Here is a 19844-nt window from a genome sequence, read left to right as displayed (position 1 = left end):
GTAAGGGTTACCAGTGCATGGTTCGATTCAACGAGTGGCGATCGGGGGGTGCGACCCAGTTGTCGAAACGAACCATCGTCATCACCGGGGCGAGCGACGGTGTAGGAGCCGCGGCGGCGCGGCGGTTGGCCGCGGCCGGTAACAACGTCGTGGTCGTCGGCCGCTCGGAGTCCAAGACGAAGGCGGTCGCCGAGGAGCTGGAAGCCGAGTACATCTGCGCGGACTTCGCGGACCTCGCGCAGGTGCGTCGCTTGGCTTACGAGCTTCGCCGGCGATACCCGCGAATCGACGTGCTGGCCAACAACGCCGGAAGTGTCTATGCGGCGGATGGCCTCACCATTGACGGGTTCGACAGCGTCCTTCAGGTGAACTACCTTGCGGCGTTTCTACTCACCACCTTGCTGATGGACGTGTTGGTCGCCTCCAAGGCGCGGATCATCTGCACGTCGAGCTCGTCGCAACGGTTGGTGTGTCCAGGCGCATCGGTGGACGACCTACTCTGCGTTAACCCGGTGCGACCGACGGTTGCCTACGGGCGCTCAAAGATCGCGCTCGTCATGTTCGCCCGCGAATTGCACCGTCGCTACGGCGGACTCGGTGTTTCCGCCGCGTCGTTTCACCCCGGCTTCGTCAACAGCAACTTCGGCCCGGCATCGGGTTCACGCGTTCTGAAGCTCATGGAGCGAGCGCACACCGAACGGCTCGTGGGCATCACCCCGGAGGCAGCGTGCGATCAATTGGTGTGGCTGGCATGCGAGGCGGGCAAAGCGTTTGAGCCTGAAGGCGAATACTTCGTCAAACGGCGGGTCGGTCGAGCGCACCGGATTAGCTATCACCAAGAACGCGTTTGCGAATTATGGGATCGGACGTCTGCACTCGTGAATCGCGAGCCCAAGGGCGTGACATGACCAAACCCATCCAGTTTCATCTCGTAGTCGGCCAACAGGGCAGCGCGAACTCGCCGGCCCGTAGGTGCCGCGGGAGCGTTGGTGAATCTCGGTAATGGTGTCAGTATATTTAGCCGCCTGCCGCGTTCTGCTCAGACGCTAGTTGCGCCGCAGGGCCGATGAGCAACCGGGACAACTCGTCTGGTTTAGACCAGAACGGTGAATGTCCGGCGTCGATCTCGACCACCTCGTCACAGAACTGCCCGGCCGCCTCGCGGGACCATTCCGGGCTGAGTGCCTGGTCCGCGGTGCACACCACATAGCGGCTGGGCGTCAGACGCTTTTCCGGCAGCGGGATCGGCTCCGAGAACAGTTTGGTGGCACGCTCCACCTCCAAACGCGGCAGGACGGTAGCCCTAATATCGTCGACCGAGCAATCCCGGTAAAAGAATTCCTGGGCGATGTCCAGAGTCGACGTCGTTCCGCCGAACTCATCTCGCGGCATCCCGGCAAAAACCGGACCCCACGCGTCAACGAACATGCCCTCGCCGCCTGAGATGCGTTCGTTGACGCTGACGCCGCGCTGTGGCAGGAATGCAGCCACCAAGACGAGTTCACGCAGCGCCAGCCGGCGTGCGACAACACTCGCTGCCAAACCCGCCGCCGAATGCGCCACCAACACAACGTTGTTCAAGGGCGCCTCGATGGCCTTCTCGATCACGGCGACGTAGTCCATCACGCCCGCCGATGGATCCCCGCCGGGGAGATCGACCGTCGCGACCTCGTGGCCCGCACCGACAAGGATGGGACGGACCCGCTCCCAGCACCAGGATCGGTGCCACGCCCCATGGAGAAAGACGAATCTGGTCAACTGTTCTCCCACAACAGTTTTGGTCTCGCCAAGCAACGCCTGGCCGCCTCGATGCAATAAATCGACGCAGTAACCAGTTAAAGGCGGATTAGAGGGCTGGTCCATGCCCGTGAGTCCGCATTACTTACTCGATCGTCCAGGAGCTTGGATGGACCCGCTGACCGACATTGCCGAGATGCTCGGATCCGAAGTCGCCGAGTCGTGTCGGTTCGAGGCCAGCGGCCCGTGGTCATTGCGCCTCCCGGGGTACCACGACGTCAAGGTTGGTGCGGTCCTCTCCGGCCACGGTTGGTTGATCACCGACGACGACAGCCCGCTGCAGCTGAAAGCGGGTGACTGCTACCTACTTTCGGGCGGTCGGCCGTTTCAGGCGGCATCGGACCCGTCGCTCGAACCGCACGACGTTAAGGCGTTGTTCGAAGCGACTCGGCCAAAGACGGTGATGCGACTCAACGTCATTGACGACGATCCGGATCGATTCGTGGAGGTGTGTGCCAGCCTGACATTTGACGACACGACTGCGGCGTTGCTGCTGGATTACATCCCGAGCCGCGCCAGGATCGCGGCCGGCAGTGACGGTGCCGAGGCGTTGCGACCGGCCCTGCAGATACTCGAGCGTGAGACCCATGACGACGCGGCGGGGACGACCGTGATGCGCAACGTGTTGACGCAGATCCTGCTCGTGCAGGTGGTTCGAACATTGCTCGACTCCACCGAAACCGACGGGCTGGCTTACCGGAGGCGCCGGCGGGATTGGTGCGGCGACGGCACGCGAATTGGCCCGCGAGGGCGCAGCGGTAACCGTCGTCGATATCGATGAGAAAAAGCGAATGACGTCGCCGACGGGATTCGACGATCCGGAGCCCAAGCGATCGCCCTCGGCGGCGATCTCGCCGAGGGCGACGTGGCGCGCTCCAACGTGCGGGCCATCGTGGCGGAGTTCGGCCGCATCGACGTCCTGCACAACGGTGCGGCGCTGACCGCCAGCAGCTTCTTATCCCGCGACACCACGGTCTCCGAGATGCCGCTCGACGTGTGGCAACGATCGATGGAAGTCAACCTCGGCAGTCGGCTGCTGATGTGCAAATACGTCGTCCCCGAAACGCGCAGCGGTGGTGCAGGTTCCATCATCAACATGTCGTCGGGCGCGGCTCTGTCGGGCGACCGGACCACGGCGTTTCGAAGGCCGGCGTGCACGCCCTGACGATGTACGTCGCGACCAGCGAGGGAAAGCAGGGCGTGCGGGCGAACACCGTCGTGCCCGGGCTGATCCTCACCGACGCGGTGCGCGCGCACCTGTCCGAGGACATCCTCGGCGGCCTCGGCCGTGCCACGCTGACGCCCTACGTCAGACAGCCGCAGGACGTCGCGGAACTCGTCGTCTTTCTGGCGTCCGAAAAGTCTCGCTACATCACCGGGCAGATGATTTCGATCGACGGCGGAATGTCGGCGCATGTCGCAATGAATACTGGCGATTAATTAATGGCAACCATTATCGGCACCGGCGCCATTTCAGCGGATGCGAACTAAACGACTCCTTATTTAATTCGTCGGCCCCAACGCATAAGCCCCGGTCCCCGGGTGGTGGTACCAGCCGCTGGCGGCATGCGTGCCGCCGTCGACGTGGATGGTCTGGCCGGTGATGTAGCTGGACAGGTCGGACGCGAGAAACACTGCCGCTCCGGCCATTTCGTCGACGCGACCCGCTCGCCCCATCGGCACCGTGAAGCCCATCCGATCCCGGGATCCCGCCGGCGCTATCTGCTCGAGGCCTTCGGTCCAGGTGATGTCCGGGGCCAGCGCATTGACCCGGATGCCGTGCGGGGCCAGTTCGAGCGCCGCGGTCTTGGTGTAGTTGATGACACCCGCCTTGGCCGCCGCGTAGGTCGCATATCCGGGTGCGGCGCGGACCCCTTCGATCGACGTGACGCTGATGATGCTGCCGGGCAGTTTCTGCTGGACGAGGGTCCGGGCCACTCGCTGCGTACACAGATACACGTGACGCAGGTTCGACTTGTACAGGGCGTCCCACCCGTTCTCGGTGGTGTCGAGGATCCCCGACCAGAAGACTCCGCCGGCGTTGTTGACCAGGATGGTCACCGTTCCGAGCTCTGCCGAGGTCTGGGCCAGCGCGGCGTCCACCGCGGCGCTGTCCCGGACGTCGACCGTCAGCCCGAGAGCACCGATCTCCTCGGCGGCGGCCGCGCACGAGTCGGGGTTGCGTTCCCAGATCGCCACCCGGGCACCGAAGGCCGTCAACCCCGCCGCGATGCCGCGGCCGATGCCCGCGCCGCCGCCGGTGACAACCGCGACTCGGCCGGTCAGGAGCACGCTGGACGGGTCGAGTGCCATAGGCTCGACTATAGGACAATCCGATGTAAAGGTTTACAGTTCTCACTATAAATGTTCGATATGTAATTTCCGAGGAGGCCGCGATGGCCAGCACGATCTTCGTCACCGGTGCGACCGGTCAGACCGGCAGCAACGTCTGCGAGAAGCTGATCGAGCGTGGCGACCACGTGCGCGCCTTGGTTCGCGATCCCGATACGGCCGCGGCGCTGGCCGGGATCGGCGTCGAATTGGTCAAGGGCGATATCAGCGACGCCGACGATGTGCTCACCGCGGCCAAGGGCGCCGAGGCGGCGATCCACTGCGCGGCAGTGTTGGGCGGTGCGAGTCAGGATCTCGGGGACTTCAAGGCCGTCAACCTGGTCGGCACCACCAACGTCCTGGATGCCGGGAAGGCCCACGGCATGCGAAGGGTCGTTGCCCTGAGCACCGCCACCTTCCTCAACCTGAACGCCGGCGTCGACTTCGAGGAGGCGCCCGTTCTGCAGAACCCGCCCAACGACCCCTACACCGTCACCAAACTCGCCGCGTTCCTGGAAGCTCATCGGCGCGCGGCCGCGGGCGACGACGTGCTCACGTGCCACCCCGGCGCGATTTACGGTCCCGGCCTGGTCGCGGAACGCGCGTTGCACCGCACCAGCTTCAATCGGGTGCTATTGGCAGGTATGCGTGGAAAGATCAAGCGCTACTTAGCTTTTCCGGTTACCTGGGTTGCCGGTGCGGACGTTGCGAAGGGCTCGATCGCCGCGCTGGACAACGGCGTGGCCGGTGAGCGCTACCTGTTGGTCGGCCGGCCCGAGGACACCTTCAGTACCGCCGGCGGCATCAACCGCGCCTGTGAGGTCGCCGGAATCGAGCACCGGGTCGAGGATCTCGACTACCGCACGGATCCCGAGGCATTGACCGCCGAATTCGGGCCCACCCTGATGGCCATCGCGAAGGCCGCGGCCAACAGCAAACGCACAACCCGGAGCAAAGACAACCTGACCACCCGGCGGCTGAACTACCAGCCCATGTCCTTCGACGACGGATTGCGGCTGCTGATCTCGTGGCTACGCAAACTCGGCAAGCTGTAGGGGCCGCCACGGTGTCGATCGCCGAATCACCCAGACCCCGTTCAGATCACGGAGATCTGGCGGATCGAATCCTGGACGCCGCCGAGCGGCTGATATTCCGGGTCGGCGCTCGCAAGTTGTCGCTGTCGGACGTCGCCAGCCTGGCCGGGGTGTCACGGCCCACCATCTACCGCTATTTCGTGTCCAAAGAAGACCTGATCGACGCGATGGGAAAGCGCGAACGCCGTCGCTTCTACGCGGCGATGGACCAGGCGACGTCCGGGGTCGTCGGCGTCGCACGATTGGAGGCTGCGGTCGACGTGGTGGCGAGCTTCCTCGAGGCCCAGCCGCCGGGGCGCCTCCTCGACCTCGAGCCGGGTTTCGCGCACGCCCAGATGGCCGCGGCGCTACCGATGCTCGCCGAGGGGCTGGTGACGGCTTTACAGCACTGTGCGCGCGAGGGCGCGCTCACCGCGGCGGTAGATCCGCGCGATCTTGCCGGGGCGATCGCGCGAACCGCATTGAGCCACTACATCTTTCCCGATCCCGATCGGGTTGCGGCCCGCCGGCAGATCCGTGCCGCGGCCGGACTTCCCGGCTGAGGTCAGACAACTTTCCTCACGTCTACGACGCCCGGCTCAGGTGGCGTCGTCGAATCCTGCCCGGGCACCGAGGTTGTCACCGCTCAACGGCTATCCCGACTTTCTTTGTTCTTCATCTGTTTGCCGCACACTGACTCCCATGCCCTCATCTGCCTGGCTGGTCAGAATTGCCGCCCCCGCACTGGCCGGCGCCGCCGTGATTACGAGCGCGCCGATCGCGACTGCCGACCCGAATGACGGATACCTTGCTCAGCTGCGTGCCGCCGGCCTTTCCTGGCCGCCGGGACACGACGCCGCGCTGATCGGGATGGCGCAGCTCATCTGCGACGATCTCGGCTGGGGCTGGACACCGGACCAGATCGCCAGCGACGTCCACGCCAACCTGGATCCGCGCGGCATCGCCGTCGGCGACGTCGCGTCCCTGGTCGGTATCGCACACGCGATCTATTGCCCCAACCAGCGGTGCTGGGCCCCGCACTGCTGAGGCCTGCGACCGAGCGCCCGCACATGTCGACTTCATAGAACTTTTCGGTCCCACCGACCGATTCGTCTTTCAATTCGATATGCGTTCAACGGCGGCCGAATACTCTCGGATAGTTTGCTGGCACGTTGGCCCCATGGTGCCCAGAGTGTGGCAAAACCATGACAAGAGGGCGGGAAAGATGCGGATCAGCATGTTCATCGCGGCAGCTGTATTCTTTGCTGGCGCGGCAACCTTGCCAGCACCCATGGCCTCGGCGGAGCCATTGGCCACCGGCGACGAAACGAAAATGAACGGTGTTTACCACTACGCGGACGAGGACGGCGACACCGGCGTCTGGACCATCAACACCACCTGCAAGCAGGTCTGCGTCGCCCACGTGACGACGGGTCCGGGCATGGGTTTCAACGCCCCGCTGATCGACGGCCGCTACACGGTGACGCGGACGGTCCCGGAGGGCGCGATGTGCGTTAACGACTCCAGCCTGCACCCGGTCAGTGTTAACCAATCCTGGGACCCGTTGACGCTCACCGGGATGGCGATCTTCCTGGACAGCAGCGCGCCGTGCGGCCTGACCGACCCGCACGACGCCTTTACGCTCACGAGAATCGGCTAGCCATAACCTTTTTGGTCCCGATCACACCTTGGAGCTCAGCCCCGCGATCAGATTGATCGTGACGGCGAGCACCACAGCGCCCAGCAGGTAAGACACCATCGCGTGTCGTAGCACCGTCGCTCTGATGGACGTCAGGTTGATTTCGGTGTCCGACACCTGATAGGTCATGCCGACGGTGAACGCGACATACGCGAAGTCCCGGAATCGCGGCAGCTCCGGGTCATGGAAATCGATGCCGCCCGGCTCGTCGGAATAGTAGAGCCGCGCATAGTGCACCGTGTAGAGCGTGTGCACGGCGAACCAGGACGCTGCGACGCTGAGAATGCCGACGACGGCGGCCTGGATAGCGCCGGCGCCCGATCGCGACCCGGCCGCCACCACATACCCGACCCCACCCAGGCTGGCGACGCTCGCGGTCAGGATGACCGCGTCCGCGAGCCACCGGGTGGGGTCCTCTCGCGTCGCCCAGATCCGGGTTTGCTCGGCGTCCATTCCGAACAGGATGAGCTGCGTCCATGCCACATATACGCCGGCGGCGATGATCCAACCGACCAACGCGTAGCGCCCGCCCAAGGCATCTCCCACCACGATGGCGACGACCACGCCGAGCACCACCACAATCACCATCCGAACCGCGACGGTGTCGCGAAACAACTTCACCAAGGACGTCACAATCCCGACCTAACCACCCGCATACGTCCTCCGATGGCGACACTCGGGAGAAACTCCGAAAAAGACATGATTGCCGCCGGTCACTATTTCGTGCGTATTGGAAAAGCGGCACTTTTGCGCCCCAGCCTGCCATTTCCTGCGGGCTCGCCCGTTATCCGGGGACTACTTTGCCGACGCAGGCATTGCCCGACGCCGCCTTCGTCGAGGTTTTTGGCACTGGCAAGGGGATCCGGGGCAGTCTGGCCGGTCGACAAGCGCGGCCGGAGTCTTTGCCCGCTTCGTCCATTCGCCGCGCACACCCGCTTCGCGAACCGCATAATGATGCCGTTGTACCGCCCCTCCCAGACAAGGAGCCGACCGTGATCTCTGCTCGCAAACTTTTCTTAGTGAGTGCTCCCGCTATTGCTGTTGCCGGCGCTTTGACCGTGGGCACCGGGATCGCGGTCGCCGACGATGACGGCTACCTCGCTCAGATTCACAAGATCGGCCTCACCGGTGACAGCACCGGCCTCATCCAGCTCGGACACTTGATTTGCGCCGACCGTGCCAACGGCGAGACCCCAGACCAGCTGGCCCAGGTGGTGCAGAGCAAGAACCCGGGTATCAGCCTCAGTGACGCGACCGGTGTCGTCAGCGCCGCGGAATCCAACTACTGCCCCTAGGACGCTGTAAACGCCGCCACCGGCATCTCCACCGTTCCACGGCATGGGCCGCTGGAGATGTCGGTGTGCCAGGTACCGCGCAGCGATCCGTCGGGTTGCGGCGTGTAGAACGCCCACGACTTCGCGGGTGTCCAGACCTTCGGAACCCCTTCGCCCATAAAGCAATCCCACTGAAAATCGAAGTGCTCCACCCACCGGGCCCCGTCCCAGACGTAGTGGGAAGGCTGGGGCAGTGTCGGATTCTTGGGAACCGGCCCGTTGGTGGCGGTCGCGACGCACTGACCCGACGAGCACGACGTCAGGAAGACATAGTCAGCGCTGAACGTGGGTTCGGCTTGCCCGGCCGCCACGCTGGTACCGGTCTTGTTCACGGCGTATCTCACCAACGAGTACTTGCCATTCCACACCGCGGTAGCCGCGTGCGCCGAAATCGTCGGCGCGCCAAGGATCGCGACGATGGCGAGCAGCACGGCCAGGAAGCGCGAACACACCGCTTCAATGGTGCGGACCCGATGACGCGATGCGGTATCGGCACGGACACGATCGCGCGGTAATGCCTTAGTCCAGCTGAAACTTCGTGGCGCCGAACGGTTCCGACGTGCCCAACGCGAACACCGTCGACGGCCGCGCGCGGTAGACGTGCCAGGGCGGCGGACCCGCCGACGGCGCACTGTACTCGGCCGTGAGCGCATCGCCGTCGACCTGAGCCGGCCAGCCGGAACGGACGAAAGCCGCTGCAACGTCAGCTAATTCACTGACGTCGACTACCCGTTCGGCGGTGCCCTCGAGGATGAGGTCGAACGGATCGGTAGCGACGCTGACCACGCATCGGTGATCGCGGGCCAGGTTACGGGACTTGCGGGTCGCGAATCCGGAGGTGAAATACCAGGCGCCGTCGTGCGCGATCACCCCCACCGGCCGCACGTGCGGGCTGCCGTCGGGATTGATTGTCGTGAGCCATGCCGTGTGTCGTTGCGGACCACCGCTGCCCGGCGCCTGCGTCAGCTGGGCGTCCAGCACCGTTTCCACCCGGGCCCAGTCAATCGTCGGCGATCACGCCCGAGCGGATCATCTCCTCGACGTCTTCGCGGGAGAACCGCGCGCTGCGCATGTCCTGCTCCTCGTGCTCGGGGGCCGCTTGCCCCTCGGAGATCCCGGTGGCCAGAAACACCCAGCCGCGCTGACTGGTCATACCGGGCGCGACGTCCAGCAAACCGATCGCCTCGAACGACGTCGCGCTCAACCCGGTTTCCTCGCGCAGCTCGCGCGCGGCCAGCTCGGCGGGTTCGGTGTCGGCCAGATCGGGCGCCGTGCCCTGCGGAAACTCCCAACGGCGCGCGCCCACCGGATAGCGGAACTGCTCGACCAGCCGGAATCGGTCGCCGTCATACGGCATCACCAGCGCGTAGGCCGGCTTGTCCACCACGGCGTAGATGCCGGGGCTGCCGTCCGTCCTCCCGGAAGATCAGCCACGGGTTCCGATAGATCTCGCGCGACGCGAGGCGTTCGATGAAAGGCACGCAGCCCAGTATGAATGCGACCAACCCGTCCCGACCGCGATGGCGAACAGGTAGCGTCCAAAGCCATGCCTTCCCAAGAAGCCATCGCGCAGACCGTCAGCAGCATCTCACGCTCGTCGCCAAGGGCGCCACCGACGAAATAGTGGACCTCTACACGGCCGACGCCACCATCGAGGATCCGGCCGGAACGGACGTACGACGCGGCCGGGACGCCGTCCGCGAGTTCTACGCCGCGTTCCAGGATGCCAAGAAAGACACCGAACTTGCCGAAATACGCGTCGGCGGTAACGAGGCGGCGTTCTTCTGGCACCTGACGCTCGACGCCGGGGACACCCGAACCCGCATCTTCCCCATCTCGCTGATGACGTTCGACGAGGATGCGAAGATCACGTCGATGCGAGCGTTCTAGTCCCCTTCCGACGTCCAGGTCCTCTAGCGCAAAGCCGTTACAGCCGAAGAAGTTACGGCCCCGCGCCAGGTGAGCAGTCGCGGTCGGCGGCGCTGCGCTGGCACAAATCGGCGCAGTAGCCGATAGTCATAGCAATGTGACGTCCTGGGAGGCGCGGTGAGCATGCACGGCCACATCATCGTCAGCGGTGACGACGCGCTGGCGACGACGATCGCCGAAGAGCTGGAGAACGCCGGCGCGACCATCGTCAAGCTGGTCGACGACAACGTCGCCGACACCAAGGACGACCTCATCGAGGCCGGGATCGTGCGCGCGGCCGCCGTGGTCTGCGCCGGGGACGACGACGCGATAAATCTCGAAATCGCTTTGCTGGCAAGGAAAGCCAATCCGCGTATCCGCGTGGTGGCCCGGCTGGCCAACGACGTGCTGCGCGAAGCGGTGGCCGACGACAACGGTCCCGGCGCAATCCTCGACGTCGCCGAACTGGCGGCGCCGTCGGTCGTCGAGGCAGCTCTGGCGCACACCGCGCACCCGTTCGAGGCGGCCGGCATCAAGTTCCTCGTCGCGGGCGCGCAGGCACCCTATGACGCCACGCTGCGCGAGATCTGCGCCGACCTGGCGCCGGTGGCGGTGATCCACGGCAAGAACTCCCCCGCGCCCGGGTTACTGGAAACATGTCCGGGCCGCGACCTGAAGGTCCGCGCCGGCGACTGGACCGCGATGATCGGCACCGCCGACGAGCTAGCCGCCCGCGGCATCAAGGCCCCGCGGCCCAACACGACCCGCACCCGTCAGCGCCGGATACGGCGCGCCGTGGATGTCGCCCGCGGCTTGCGCAATGACGTCAACCCGATGTTCATGCGGGCGGTGGCCGCGGTGCTGACCGTGCTGATCGGCTCGACGGTGTTGTTGCGCTACTGCTACCAGCCCCAGGCGAAGATGACCTGGGTCGACGCGCTGTACTTCAGCACCGAGACGATCGCGACGGTGGGCTACGGCGACTTCAGCTTCCTCTCGCAACCAACCTGGCTGCGACTGTTCAGCATCGGATTGATGTTCGGCGGTCTGATGACGACCGCCGTCCTCGTCGCGTTCATCGCCGACCTGCTGATCTCGCGCCGCTTCGCCCACACGGCCGGCCGACGGCGAGCGCGCCACTTGCGCAACCACATCGTCGTCGTCGGGCTCGGCTCGTTCGGCAGCCGAGTCACCGCCGACCTGCGCGCCGCCGGATACGACTTCGCGGTGATCGAGCTGGACGAGAACAACCGCTATTTGTCGACGGCCGCCGAGCTAGAGGTGCCGGTGATCTTCGGAGACGCGACGCTGCGCCAGACGCTGGCGGCGGCCCGCGTCGACACCGCGCGTGCGATCGCGGTGCTGACCCACGACGACATGACCAACATCGAGACCGGCATCGTGCTGCGCGAGATGCTGGGCCCGCGGGTGATGCCGAAGGTCATCCGGCCCGAGGTCCCGATCGTGCTGCGCATCTACGACCGCACGCTAGGTAGCGCGGTGGCGGAACGATTCGGGTTCGACACCGTACGTTCGACGGTCGAGCTGGCCGCGCCGTGGTTCATCGGTGCCGCGATGGGCCTGCAGGTGCTCGGGACGTTTCGGTCGGGCAGCGCTACTTCATGGTCGGCGGTATGCACGTGGCGGCCGGCAGCGAGCTCGACGGGCTGCGGATGTTCGAACTGTCCACGCAGACCCGCGTCATCGCGATCACCCGGGACGACGCCCCGGTCCAGCTGCATCCACGGCGTGACGCCCGGCTGCGCGCCGGCGACACCGTCTACCTCGTGGGCCCCTACCGCGAGCTGGTGGCCACGCTGCAAAAGGGCCAACCCCCGCAGCCCGAGGTCGGCCGCGAGCGCCTTCCGGCCTAAAGCCGCCCGGCGACGTCGGCGGCGCGGCGCACCTGGTCGAGGTCCGAACTGGTCGGAATCAGCTGGACCTCGTCGGTGCCGATCTCTTCGAACCTGCGCAACACCGCGGCCAGCTCGTCTTCGCTGCCGGCCCACCCGGTCATCGGGGCCATCGCGTCGACGTACTCCGCCGGTATCCAGTTCATGTAGCGGCGCAGGTGCCGATGCACCTGGGCGCGCGACTGTCCGGGGGTGCCGAACGCGAACCAGAACGACGTCGCCAGATGGGGTTTGGACTTGCCGGCCCGCGCCCAGGCTTCGCGTGCAACGTCGAAGAGTTCATTCTGCTTGCCGACGTCCAGGTCCAGGGTGGTACCGGCCAGCCCGTCGGCCCAGACCGCCGCGCTGCGGACGGTCTTGGGCCCGATGGTGCCGACCAACAGCGGCGGGCCGTCGGGCTGCACCGGCGCGGGCCCGACCGGCAGCACCGACTCGGTGATCTTCTCGCCGACCCACACCCGCTTCATCACCGCGACCCGCTCGGCCATGTCGCGCATGGTCTGCGTCGCCGGGTCCGCACCGACCGCGACGTAGTCCTCCTGCCTGCCGCCCACGCCGATGCCCACGCTCAACCGCCCTTGCGCCAGCATGTCGCCGGTCGCAAGGCCTTTCGCCAACATCACCGGATCGTGCAGCTGCGGAATGATCACCGTCGTCATCAGCCGCACCCGTTTCGCCCAGGCCGCGAGCGCACCGAGCAGCGTGAGATTGTCCGGGTTTTCGAACGCGATGCGCTCGCCCCAGCACAGCGACGAGAACGGGCCCTCGTCGATCGTACGCGCCCATGTTTCCAGCACCGTGGCATCCAAGTCCGGTTCCATCACCGGCATCGTCATTGCTATCCGCACGACGGCGATTCTGGCATGCCCTCTACATGTGGTTCCGCAAGTGGCAGCATGGGATGAGTGCCCTTAGCCAGTACGTCCATCGCGCATGTCCGCTTGACCGTCACCGATATCGAGCGATCCCGGCAGTTCTACGAGAGCGTGTTCGATTGGCCGGTGTTACTCGAAGTTCCCGAGAATGCCGACGAGGCAACCCGCGACCAGTTCTCCTTCTTGTACGGCGGCGTCGTCTACGACCTCGGCGGCACGCTGCTCGGGCTGCGGCCGGTGGCCTCGGACCGCTTTCACGAAGACCGCTGCGGCCTCGACCACATCGCGTTCCGGCTCGGCAGTAGGGACGAATTAGACACCGCGGCAGCACATCTGGATGAAATGGGCGTCGAGCACGAGCCGATCAAAGACATCGGTCCGTCCTACATTCTGGAATTCCGCGACCCCGACAACATCGCCCTGGAACTGACCGCGCCGAAGTAGCACTACGCTCGTTGTCGGCTCGCCGCGACAGTGGTTGACTGGAAAGAACTATGTTCATCAGTTTCAACCACACCATCGTCGCCGCACGCGACAAACGCGAGTCCGCGGAATTTCTCGCCGAACTCTTCGACCTGCCCGCCCCGTTGCCGTTTGGCCACTTCATGGTCGTCGCGCTCGACCACGACGCCAGCCTCGATTACGCGGACGCCCCCGAGGGCGAGGACATCCGGCGGCAGCACTACGCCTTCCTCGTCTCCGAGCAAGAGTTCGACGCGATCTACGGCAAGATCCAGTCGCGCGGAATGCAGCATTGGGCGGACCCGGGCGCCCAGCGGCCCGGCGAGATCAACCGCCGCGACGGCGGTCGCGGGGTGTACTTCCTGGATCCGTCCGGGCACGCGATGGAGATCTTGACGCGACCCTATGGGTCGGGCGGCTAGTCGGGGCGCGGAGCCCCGTGCCGTCGGCTCTCCTGGCCGCGATAGTCGTCGGCGAGCCTCGCGACGTGCTTGGGCAGGGCGCCGGACGCCACGTCGGCCAGGGTGGTCTCCTCCAGGACCGAACGCATGCTGGCGCGCAGCGCCCGCCAGACGTCGGCCAACGGGGCCGTCGGCCCCGAATACGGCAGGTCACCGAGGCCGATGTCGCGGACACTGGCCAGCGGCCCGTCGATGCAGCGCAGCACGTCGGCGATGCTGATCTCGCCGCCGGGGCGGGCCAGCTCATAGCCGCCTTCGCGACCGCGGTGGCTGCGCACCAAGCGGTCGGTGCGCAGATTGGTCAGGATGTCGACCAGAAACTGCGGCGGTATGCCTTGGGCCTGGGCCAGGTCGTCGGTCTTGACCAGCGTGCCGGGTTCCGCGGTGGCGAGCTGAATCATCGCCCGCACCGCGTACTCCGCCTTCGCTGACATCCGCACGTTGAGGATTGTGCCACCCTCGGCGCGGTGACGACGCGAGCGCTTGGGTCTGTGGGCTAGGCGCCCAACTCCAGCATCTCGATGACGCTCTGCGCCATTTCCTCGAGCGAGCGGTCCGGGATCAGCCGCAGATCCGGATTTTTCGGCCGCTGATACGGACTGTCGACGCCGGTGAAATGCGTGATTTCGCCCGCACGGGCTTTGGCATACAGCCCCTTGGGATCACGCGCCTCACACTCGGAGAGCGGGGTATCGCAGAACACTTCGAAGAACTCAAACCCGGCGTCGGCGTGCACTTTACGAGCCATCTCGCGGTGTTCGGCCAGCGGACTGATCGCGGGCACCAGCACGGTCTGGCCGGAGTCGGCGAGCAGCGTCGCGACGTGCGCCAGCCGGCGCATGTTCTCTGCCCGGTCGGCCATCGAAAAGCCGAGGTCGGCATTCAGGCCGTGCCGCAGGTTGTCGCCGTCGAGAACGTAAGCGGGCGTTCCCTTTTCGAGCAGCTTCTGCTCGACCAGCATGGCCACCGACGATTTACCCGCACCCGACAGGCCGGTGAGCCACACCGTGCGGCCGCGGGCCGCCCGGTCTTCGGAGGTGACCAGCGACTCGTGCCGCACGGTGTTCGGGCTTGCCTTCTGCGCCGTGACGTCGCGCAGCACCATGCCCGCCGCCACCGTGCCGTTGGTATTCGGGTCGATCAGGATGAACGAACCCGTGCTGGCGTTGCGGGTGTATTCGTCGAGCAGCAACGGCACCTGGGTGCGCAGCGTTATGCGGCCAAGTTCGTTGAGCTTCAACGCCGTTGCGCTCTTGTCCCGGTGCAGGGTGTTGACGTCGAGCCGGTAATCGAGAGCGGTGACCCGCGCCCGGGTGGTGCGGGTGGTGTGCTTGATGACGTAGTCACGCCCGGGCTCGAGCGCCGCGCCGTCGGCCATCCAGCACACGGTCGCGTCGAATTCTTGTGCGACCCTGGGCTGGTTATTGGTTCGAGCGATCATGTCGCCGCGCGAAATGTCGATGTCGTCGGCCAGGCTCACCGAGACGGCCATCGGCGGAAACGCTTCCTCCACAGGACCGTTCGGGCCCTCGATCGCGGTGATCCGGCTGATCTTGCCGACCGGGAGCACCACCACCTCGTCACCGGGACGCATCACTCCGCTGGCCACCGTGCCGGCGTAGCTGCGGTGGTCGTGGTGCTCGTGGGTCTGCGGCCGGATCACGTACTGGACCGGGAACCGGACGTCGACCAGGTTGCGGTCACCGGCGATGTACACCTCTTCGAGGTGCGAGAGCAGCGCCGGCCCCTCATACCAGGGCGTCTTGTCCGACTTGGTCACCACGTTGTCGCCGTGCAGCGCGGACAGCGGGATGGTGGCCACGTCCTGCACGTCCAAACGTGCGGCGAAGGCGTGGAATTCATCCTTGATCGCGTCGAACGTCGCTTTGTCCCAGTCGATCAGGTCCATCTTGTTGACCGCCAACACGATGTGCTGAATGCCCAGCAGCGACGCCAGGAAGGCGTGCCGGCGGGACTGCTCGAGCAGGCCCTGGCGGGCATCGACGAGCACGATCACCAGCTGGGCGGTCGACGCGCCGGTCACCATGTTGCGGGTGTACTGAATGTGGCCCGGGGTGTCGGCGATGATGAATTTCCGCCTGGGAGTGGCGAAGTAGCGGTAGGCGACGTCGATCGTGATGCCCTGTTCACGCTCGGCCCGCAGGCCGTCGGTGACCAGCGCGAGGTCGGTGTAGTCGTGGCCGCGTTCCTTGGACGTCTTTTCGACCGCGGCCCACTGGTCTTCCATCACGGCCTTGGAGTCGTACAGCAGCCGCCCGATCAGGGTGGACTTGCCGTCGTCGACCGACCCGGCAGTTGCGATGCGGAGCAGCGTTGTTGGAGCAGCCATCAGAAGTAACCCTGCCGTTTCCGGTCTTCCATTCCAGCCTCTGAGATGCGGTCGTCGGCGCGGGTGGCCCCGCGCTCGGTGAGCCGGGACACCGCGGTTTCGGCGATGACCTCCGAAACCGTGGCGGCCTCCGATTCGACACACCCGGTGCAGGTGACGTCGCCGACCGTGCGGAACCGCACCGTCTTCTCCACCACCTGCTCGTCGGCGCGCGGCTGCATGTGGCGGTGCATCGCCAGCAGCATCCCGTCGCGCTCGAAGACCTTGCGCCGGTGGGCGTAATAGATCGGCGGCAACTTGACCTTCTCGGCGCCGATGTAGGACCAGATGTCGAACTCGGTCCAGTTCGACAGCGGGAATACCCGGATGTGCTCGCCCTTGTGGTGGCGGCCGTTGTAGAGGTTCCACAGCTCGGGCCGCTGCGCCTTGGGATCCCACTGGCCGAACTCGTCGCGGAAGCTGAACACGCGCTCCTTGGCGCGCGCCTTCTCCTCGTCGCGGCGCGCCCCGCCGAACGCGGCGTCGAACTTGTTCTCCCGGATGGCCCGCAGCAGTGTCACGGTCTGAATCGGGTTGCGCGAGGGGATGGTCTCGACGACCCGGCCGGCGTCGATGTCTTCCTGCACCGACGCCACCACCAGGCGAACCCCGAACTCCTCGACGAGTTCGTCGCGGGTCGCGATCACCTCGTCGAAGTTGTGGCCGGTGTCGACATGCATGACCGGGAACGGCAGCCGCCCCGGGCGGAACGCCTTGAGCGCCAGGTAGAGCATCACGATGGAGTCCTTGCCGCCGGAGAACAGCAGCACCGGCCGCTCGAACTCCGCGGCGACCTCACGGATGATGTGGATGGCCTCCGCCTCCAACGAGCGCAGATGGCTCAATTCGTACTGACCGGCCGCGGGGCCTGCCGTCACACCACTGGTCATGGCTTCCTTGTCAACCGCTTATCCGGATAATCTTGGTAGAACTGACCATGTTAACGGTCATTGACGTACAATGAACCAGCCCGCCCCGGCCGTGTCAATGCCGACGGGCTGGTGGCGCGCGAGCCCAGCATCGGACAGATCGCGTCAGGTTGGCTCGCCGGGACTTCCGCCGCGGCCGATCGGTACGAAAGCATGGAGGAATGACCACCTCTTCCGCTCCCCCCAGCGGGCGCGATGTGATCGCGCAATTTCTGCCCCAGTCGCCGTTCGTGGCCAAGCTGGGAATCGTCGCCGATCAGCTCACCGACGACGAGGTACGGCTGCGGCTGCCGTGGGATCCCTCCAACGTCACCCTCGGCGACATGGTGCACGGCGGCGCGATCGCCACGCTCGCCGATCTCACCGTGATGGCGGCGGCGTGGTGCGGCGCGGACGCACCCCCCGACCTGCGCGGCGTCACGGTGTCGATGACGGTGGACTTCATGGCACCCGCCGTCGCCACCGACGTGATCGGGGTGGGCCGGGTGCTGCGACGCGGGCGGTCGCTGACCAACTGCGAGGCCGAGATCGTCGACCCGGAGGGCAGGCTGATCGCCAAGGCCCTCGCTACTTACAAAGTGGGCTAACGGACTAGAGGACGACCTCGAGCAGCTTGCCGTTGGCGACGTCGAAGACGAAGCCGCGCAGCGACACATGCTGGGTGACGAACGGGCTGTTTTCGATGCGGCGCGCCGACTGCCGGACGTCCTCCTCGAGATCCGAGAAGGCCTCGGCCGACCACGGCGGCTTCACACCCGTCTCGTCTTGGATGGCGCGCTTGAAGTCGTCGTCGGTGAAGGTGAGCATGCCGCAATCGGTGTGGTGGATCAGGATGATCTCCCGAGTGCCCAGCAGCCGTTGGCTGATCGCCAGTGAGCGAATCACGTCGTCGGTGGCGACTCCGCCGGCGTTGCGGATGACGTGGGCCTCGCCCTCGTTCAGGCCCAGGACGCGGTAGACGTCGAGCCGGGCGTCCATGCATGCCACAACCGCGACATGCTTGCTCGGCGGCAAGGGCAGCGGGCCGTTGAACGCGCCCGCGTAGTCGGAATTGTGGGCCAGGTAATCATCGGTAACCGTCACGGCACGCCTCCTCGGAGCATCGCGGCATGGATTTGCTGCACAGTCGGTGGAGTAGCGTATGGCTTTCGGTCAGCGCAGCATCTACTTTTACTCGGCCAGCTCTTAATCACTCGACGGCAAGCCGCGCCGCGTCCCGATGTGCAACTGCTACAGGTCGTTACCCGCGTAGGACTGGTTGAAGCTTTTGTTAGCCAGCGGGAAGTCCGGGACGATCGTGTCGGCCATCGCCACGGGCAGCGCCGGCCAGTTGAACCAGGAGGGGTCGACGATTTTGGCGCGGGTGATGCGGTTGGTCGCGTCGATTTCGACGCGATGCACGATGGTGCCACGCCAACCTTCGACGATGCCGACACCGCTGCTGGGGGCACCCGAGGGTCCGGCGGCGACGTGTTCGATTGGGCCGCTGTGTGACTCGACAATGTGCCGAACGAGGGCGGCCGAAGCGGCGAACTCATCGCGCCGCACGGTGTAGCGCGCGAGGACATCGCCTTCGGTCGCGCCGATTTCCGCAATGGGCAGCTCGACGGACGGGTGCTCGACCCGGGCGTCGGTACGCAGGCCGCTGGCCCGGGCGACATAACCGAGACATCCCAGGGCAGAGGCGTCTTCGGAGCCCAGGACGGCGGTGCCGGCGAAGCGGTCGTAGGCGACCGCGTTGGCCAGCGTCAGCGAGGCGACCTCGGCCAGGTCAGCGTCGAGTCGCGCAATCTCCTCGGGCTCGGGAAGTGCTTGCAGCGCAATTCCGCCCGGGTGGATGGCGCCGCGCAGCAGGCGGTGGCCGGTGACGTCGGCGTTGAGCCGCAGCAGTCTTTCGCGGATGCGCAGGGCGTGTGCGTAGGCGATGCCGTAGCCGATGTCGTTCGCCAAGGCACCGAGATCGGCGGCGTGGTTATAAAGACGCTCGAGTTCGACGATCAGGGCCCTAAGCCGATGCACCTCGTCGGGCAGCTCGATGCCGAGAGCGTCTTCGATGGCGAGGCTGTGAGCCAGGGCATGCGCGGCCGACGTATCGCCGCTAATACGTTCGGCGAGATCGGTTGCCCCGACGGCGGAGCGGCCGTGGAATAGTTTCTCGATCCCGCGGTGCACGAACCACAGCCGGGCTTTCAGTCGCACGACGGTCTCGCCTGCCACGGAGAAACGAAAGTGGCCGGGTTCGATAAGGCCGGCGTGCACGGGTCCGACCGGGATCTCTTACACCCCTGGTCCTTCGACGTTGAGAAAGGGGAAAGCGCCGGTGTCGGCGAATTCGGGTGCGGGCCCCGCGTCGGCCCGCATCGGATGCCAGTCGGGCCAGTGGGCATGGCGGACCAGGCGGCGCGGTTTGGGATGGCCGACGGGACGAATTGCGTACAGATCCGCCATCTCGCGCTCGAATCGGCTCGCCGGAAATGATACATATGCCAGGGATTGGACACTTGGATCATCCACGGGTACAACACATTCGAGCTCAACCCGGCGGTCCGGACGCCCGGCCAGAAAGAGGTAGACCAAGCGCAGACTGTCGCCGTCGTCGTGCGCTGCGACTAACGCCAGTCGGAACGAATCGTCTAGGAGTTGTTCGGCCATTTCGGTGAGTCCGCGCTGGGA

General features: G+C 65.8%; 20 protein-coding genes and 6 pseudogenes. 14 read left to right on the top strand and 12 right to left on the bottom strand.

The window, feature by feature from the left end:
- Positions 1-59 precede the first annotated feature (59 nt).
- On the top strand, positions 60-908 hold the full coding sequence (locus tag G6N54_RS25945) for an SDR family NAD(P)-dependent oxidoreductase (protein WP_163794984.1): 849 nt from the start codon (positions 60-62) through the stop codon (positions 906-908).
- Positions 909-1017: 109 nt separating this feature from the next.
- Here the strand turns inward: G6N54_RS25945 and G6N54_RS25940 are convergent, their stop codons facing one another.
- Entirely contained in the window at positions 1018-1758 is a 741-nt protein-coding gene (locus G6N54_RS25940) for an alpha/beta fold hydrolase (protein ID WP_163793259.1), read from the bottom strand.
- A 148-nt stretch (positions 1759-1906) separates the two neighbouring features.
- Between G6N54_RS25940 and G6N54_RS30810 the strand changes: the two genes are divergently transcribed.
- From G6N54_RS30810 to G6N54_RS25925, 3 genes and pseudogenes are all read left to right on the top strand, one after another.
- On the top strand, positions 1907-2578 hold the full coding sequence (locus tag G6N54_RS30810; protein ID WP_264078379.1) for a cupin domain-containing protein: 672 nt from the start codon (positions 1907-1909) through the stop codon (positions 2576-2578).
- Positions 2535-2962: pseudogene (locus tag G6N54_RS25930) on the top strand (SDR family NAD(P)-dependent oxidoreductase). The gene G6N54_RS30810 and the pseudogene G6N54_RS25930 overlap by 44 nt, the downstream one beginning before the upstream one ends.
- Complete coding sequence (locus tag G6N54_RS25925) at positions 2950-3237, top strand: SDR family oxidoreductase (RefSeq protein ID WP_163793257.1); 288 nt, start codon at positions 2950-2952, stop codon at positions 3235-3237. The pseudogene G6N54_RS25930 and the gene G6N54_RS25925 overlap by 13 nt, the downstream one beginning before the upstream one ends.
- Before the next feature lie 63 nt (positions 3238-3300).
- Here G6N54_RS25925 and G6N54_RS25920 read toward each other — a convergent pair whose 3' ends face one another.
- Positions 3301-4110, bottom strand: coding sequence for an SDR family NAD(P)-dependent oxidoreductase (locus tag G6N54_RS25920; protein WP_163793256.1), 810 nt, complete (start codon positions 4108-4110; stop codon positions 3301-3303).
- A gap of 83 nt (positions 4111-4193) precedes the next feature.
- On the opposite strand from G6N54_RS25920, the gene G6N54_RS25915 reads away from it, so the two are divergent.
- The 4 genes from G6N54_RS25915 (at position 4194) to G6N54_RS25900 (ending at position 6861) form a co-directional block, all read left to right on the top strand.
- Positions 4194-5183, top strand: coding sequence for an NAD-dependent epimerase/dehydratase family protein (locus G6N54_RS25915; protein WP_163793254.1), 990 nt, complete (start codon positions 4194-4196; stop codon positions 5181-5183).
- Between the two features lie 11 nt (positions 5184-5194).
- The gene (locus G6N54_RS25910; RefSeq protein ID WP_163793251.1) at positions 5195-5764 is read left to right on the top strand and encodes a TetR/AcrR family transcriptional regulator; all 570 of its coding nucleotides are present in this window, start codon (positions 5195-5197) and stop codon (positions 5762-5764) included.
- A gap of 139 nt (positions 5765-5903) precedes the next feature.
- Positions 5904-6248, top strand: a complete 345-nt coding sequence (locus G6N54_RS25905) for a DUF732 domain-containing protein (protein WP_372513299.1) — start codon at positions 5904-5906, stop codon at positions 6246-6248.
- A 178-nt stretch (positions 6249-6426) separates the two neighbouring features.
- Positions 6427-6861 carry a hypothetical protein gene (locus G6N54_RS25900; protein WP_163793249.1) on the top strand — a complete coding sequence of 145 codons (435 nt, stop codon included), beginning with the start codon at positions 6427-6429 and terminating at the stop codon, positions 6859-6861.
- 21 nt (positions 6862-6882) lie between these two features.
- Here G6N54_RS25900 and G6N54_RS25895 read toward each other — a convergent pair whose 3' ends face one another.
- On the bottom strand, positions 6883-7488 hold the full coding sequence (locus tag G6N54_RS25895) for a DUF1345 domain-containing protein (RefSeq protein WP_163794978.1): 606 nt from the start codon (positions 7486-7488) through the stop codon (positions 6883-6885).
- A gap of 431 nt (positions 7489-7919) precedes the next feature.
- On the opposite strand from G6N54_RS25895, the gene G6N54_RS25890 reads away from it, so the two are divergent.
- Positions 7920-8195 (top strand): DUF732 domain-containing protein, encoded by a 276-nt coding sequence (locus G6N54_RS25890; RefSeq protein ID WP_232073015.1) that lies wholly within the window; start codon positions 7920-7922, stop codon positions 8193-8195.
- Here the strand turns inward: G6N54_RS25890 and G6N54_RS25885 are convergent.
- The 3 genes and pseudogenes from G6N54_RS25885 to G6N54_RS25875 form a co-directional block, all read right to left on the bottom strand.
- Complete coding sequence (locus tag G6N54_RS25885; protein WP_163794975.1) at positions 8192-8653, bottom strand: Rv2253 family sensor-like surface protein; 462 nt, start codon at positions 8651-8653, stop codon at positions 8192-8194. The two genes, G6N54_RS25890 and G6N54_RS25885, sit on opposite strands and share 4 nt — an antisense overlap.
- Positions 8654-8753: 100 nt before the next feature.
- Positions 8754-9224, bottom strand: a complete 471-nt coding sequence (locus tag G6N54_RS25880; protein WP_232073013.1) for a pyridoxamine 5'-phosphate oxidase family protein — start codon at positions 9222-9224, stop codon at positions 8754-8756.
- A gap of 10 nt (positions 9225-9234) precedes the next feature.
- A pseudogene (locus tag G6N54_RS25875) lies at positions 9235-9715 on the bottom strand (NUDIX domain-containing protein).
- Positions 9716-9780: 65 nt separating this feature from the next.
- Here G6N54_RS25875 and G6N54_RS25870 point away from each other — a divergent pair.
- Both G6N54_RS25870 and G6N54_RS25865 read left to right on the top strand, forming a co-directional pair.
- A pseudogene (locus tag G6N54_RS25870) lies at positions 9781-10124 on the top strand (nuclear transport factor 2 family protein).
- 162 nt (positions 10125-10286) lie between these two features.
- A pseudogene (locus G6N54_RS25865) lies at positions 10287-12016 on the top strand (NAD-binding protein).
- Here G6N54_RS25865 and G6N54_RS25860 read toward each other — a convergent pair.
- The gene (locus tag G6N54_RS25860) at positions 12013-12891 is read right to left on the bottom strand and encodes an LLM class flavin-dependent oxidoreductase (protein ID WP_163794972.1); all 879 of its coding nucleotides are present in this window, start codon (positions 12889-12891) and stop codon (positions 12013-12015) included. The pseudogene G6N54_RS25865 and the gene G6N54_RS25860 overlap by 4 nt on opposite strands.
- A gap of 69 nt (positions 12892-12960) precedes the next feature.
- Here G6N54_RS25860 and G6N54_RS25855 point away from each other — a divergent pair, with 69 nt between their 5' ends.
- Both G6N54_RS25855 and G6N54_RS25850 read left to right on the top strand, forming a co-directional pair.
- Complete coding sequence (locus tag G6N54_RS25855; protein WP_163793247.1) at positions 12961-13374, top strand: VOC family protein; 414 nt, start codon at positions 12961-12963, stop codon at positions 13372-13374.
- 50 nt (positions 13375-13424) lie between these two features.
- Positions 13425-13814 carry a VOC family protein gene (locus tag G6N54_RS25850; RefSeq protein WP_163793245.1) on the top strand — a complete coding sequence of 130 codons (390 nt, stop codon included), beginning with the start codon at positions 13425-13427 and terminating at the stop codon, positions 13812-13814.
- Here the strand turns inward: G6N54_RS25850 and G6N54_RS25845 are convergent.
- The 3 genes and pseudogenes from G6N54_RS25845 to cysD all read right to left on the bottom strand — a co-directional run bounded on the left by G6N54_RS25845 (position 13811) and on the right by cysD (position 17181).
- Complete coding sequence (locus G6N54_RS25845; protein WP_163793243.1) at positions 13811-14293, bottom strand: Rrf2 family transcriptional regulator; 483 nt, start codon at positions 14291-14293, stop codon at positions 13811-13813. The two genes, G6N54_RS25850 and G6N54_RS25845, sit on opposite strands and share 4 nt — an antisense overlap.
- 56 nt (positions 14294-14349) lie before the next feature.
- A complete protein-coding gene (gene cysC, locus G6N54_RS25840) occupies positions 14350-16203 on the bottom strand; it encodes an adenylyl-sulfate kinase (protein WP_163793241.1) in 1854 nt (617 codons plus the stop codon).
- Positions 16203-17181, bottom strand: a pseudogene (gene cysD / locus G6N54_RS25835) (sulfate adenylyltransferase subunit CysD). Before cysD ends, cysC begins: the two are co-directional and overlap by 1 nt.
- Positions 17182-17368: 187 nt before the next feature.
- On the opposite strand from cysD, the gene G6N54_RS25830 reads away from it, so the two are divergent.
- Positions 17369-17758 (top strand): PaaI family thioesterase, encoded by a 390-nt coding sequence (locus G6N54_RS25830; RefSeq protein ID WP_179969262.1) that lies wholly within the window; start codon positions 17369-17371, stop codon positions 17756-17758.
- 4 nt (positions 17759-17762) lie between these two features.
- Here G6N54_RS25830 and G6N54_RS25825 read toward each other — a convergent pair whose 3' ends face one another.
- Both G6N54_RS25825 and G6N54_RS25820 read right to left on the bottom strand, forming a co-directional pair.
- Positions 17763-18254: a beta-class carbonic anhydrase gene (locus tag G6N54_RS25825; RefSeq protein WP_163793235.1), complete on the bottom strand. Its 492-nt coding sequence runs from the start codon at positions 18252-18254 to the stop codon at positions 17763-17765.
- 147 nt (positions 18255-18401) lie between these two features.
- Positions 18402-19823, bottom strand: a pseudogene (locus tag G6N54_RS25820) (hydrogenase large subunit).
- Between the last annotated feature and the right edge of the window lie 21 nt (positions 19824-19844).

This window comes from Mycobacterium stomatepiae, from assembly GCF_010731715.1.
Classification (GTDB): Bacteria; Actinomycetota; Actinomycetes; order Mycobacteriales; family Mycobacteriaceae; genus Mycobacterium; species Mycobacterium stomatepiae.
The sequence above is the reverse complement of the archived record's forward strand: the minus strand, read 5'-3'. Positions and strand labels throughout refer to the sequence as shown.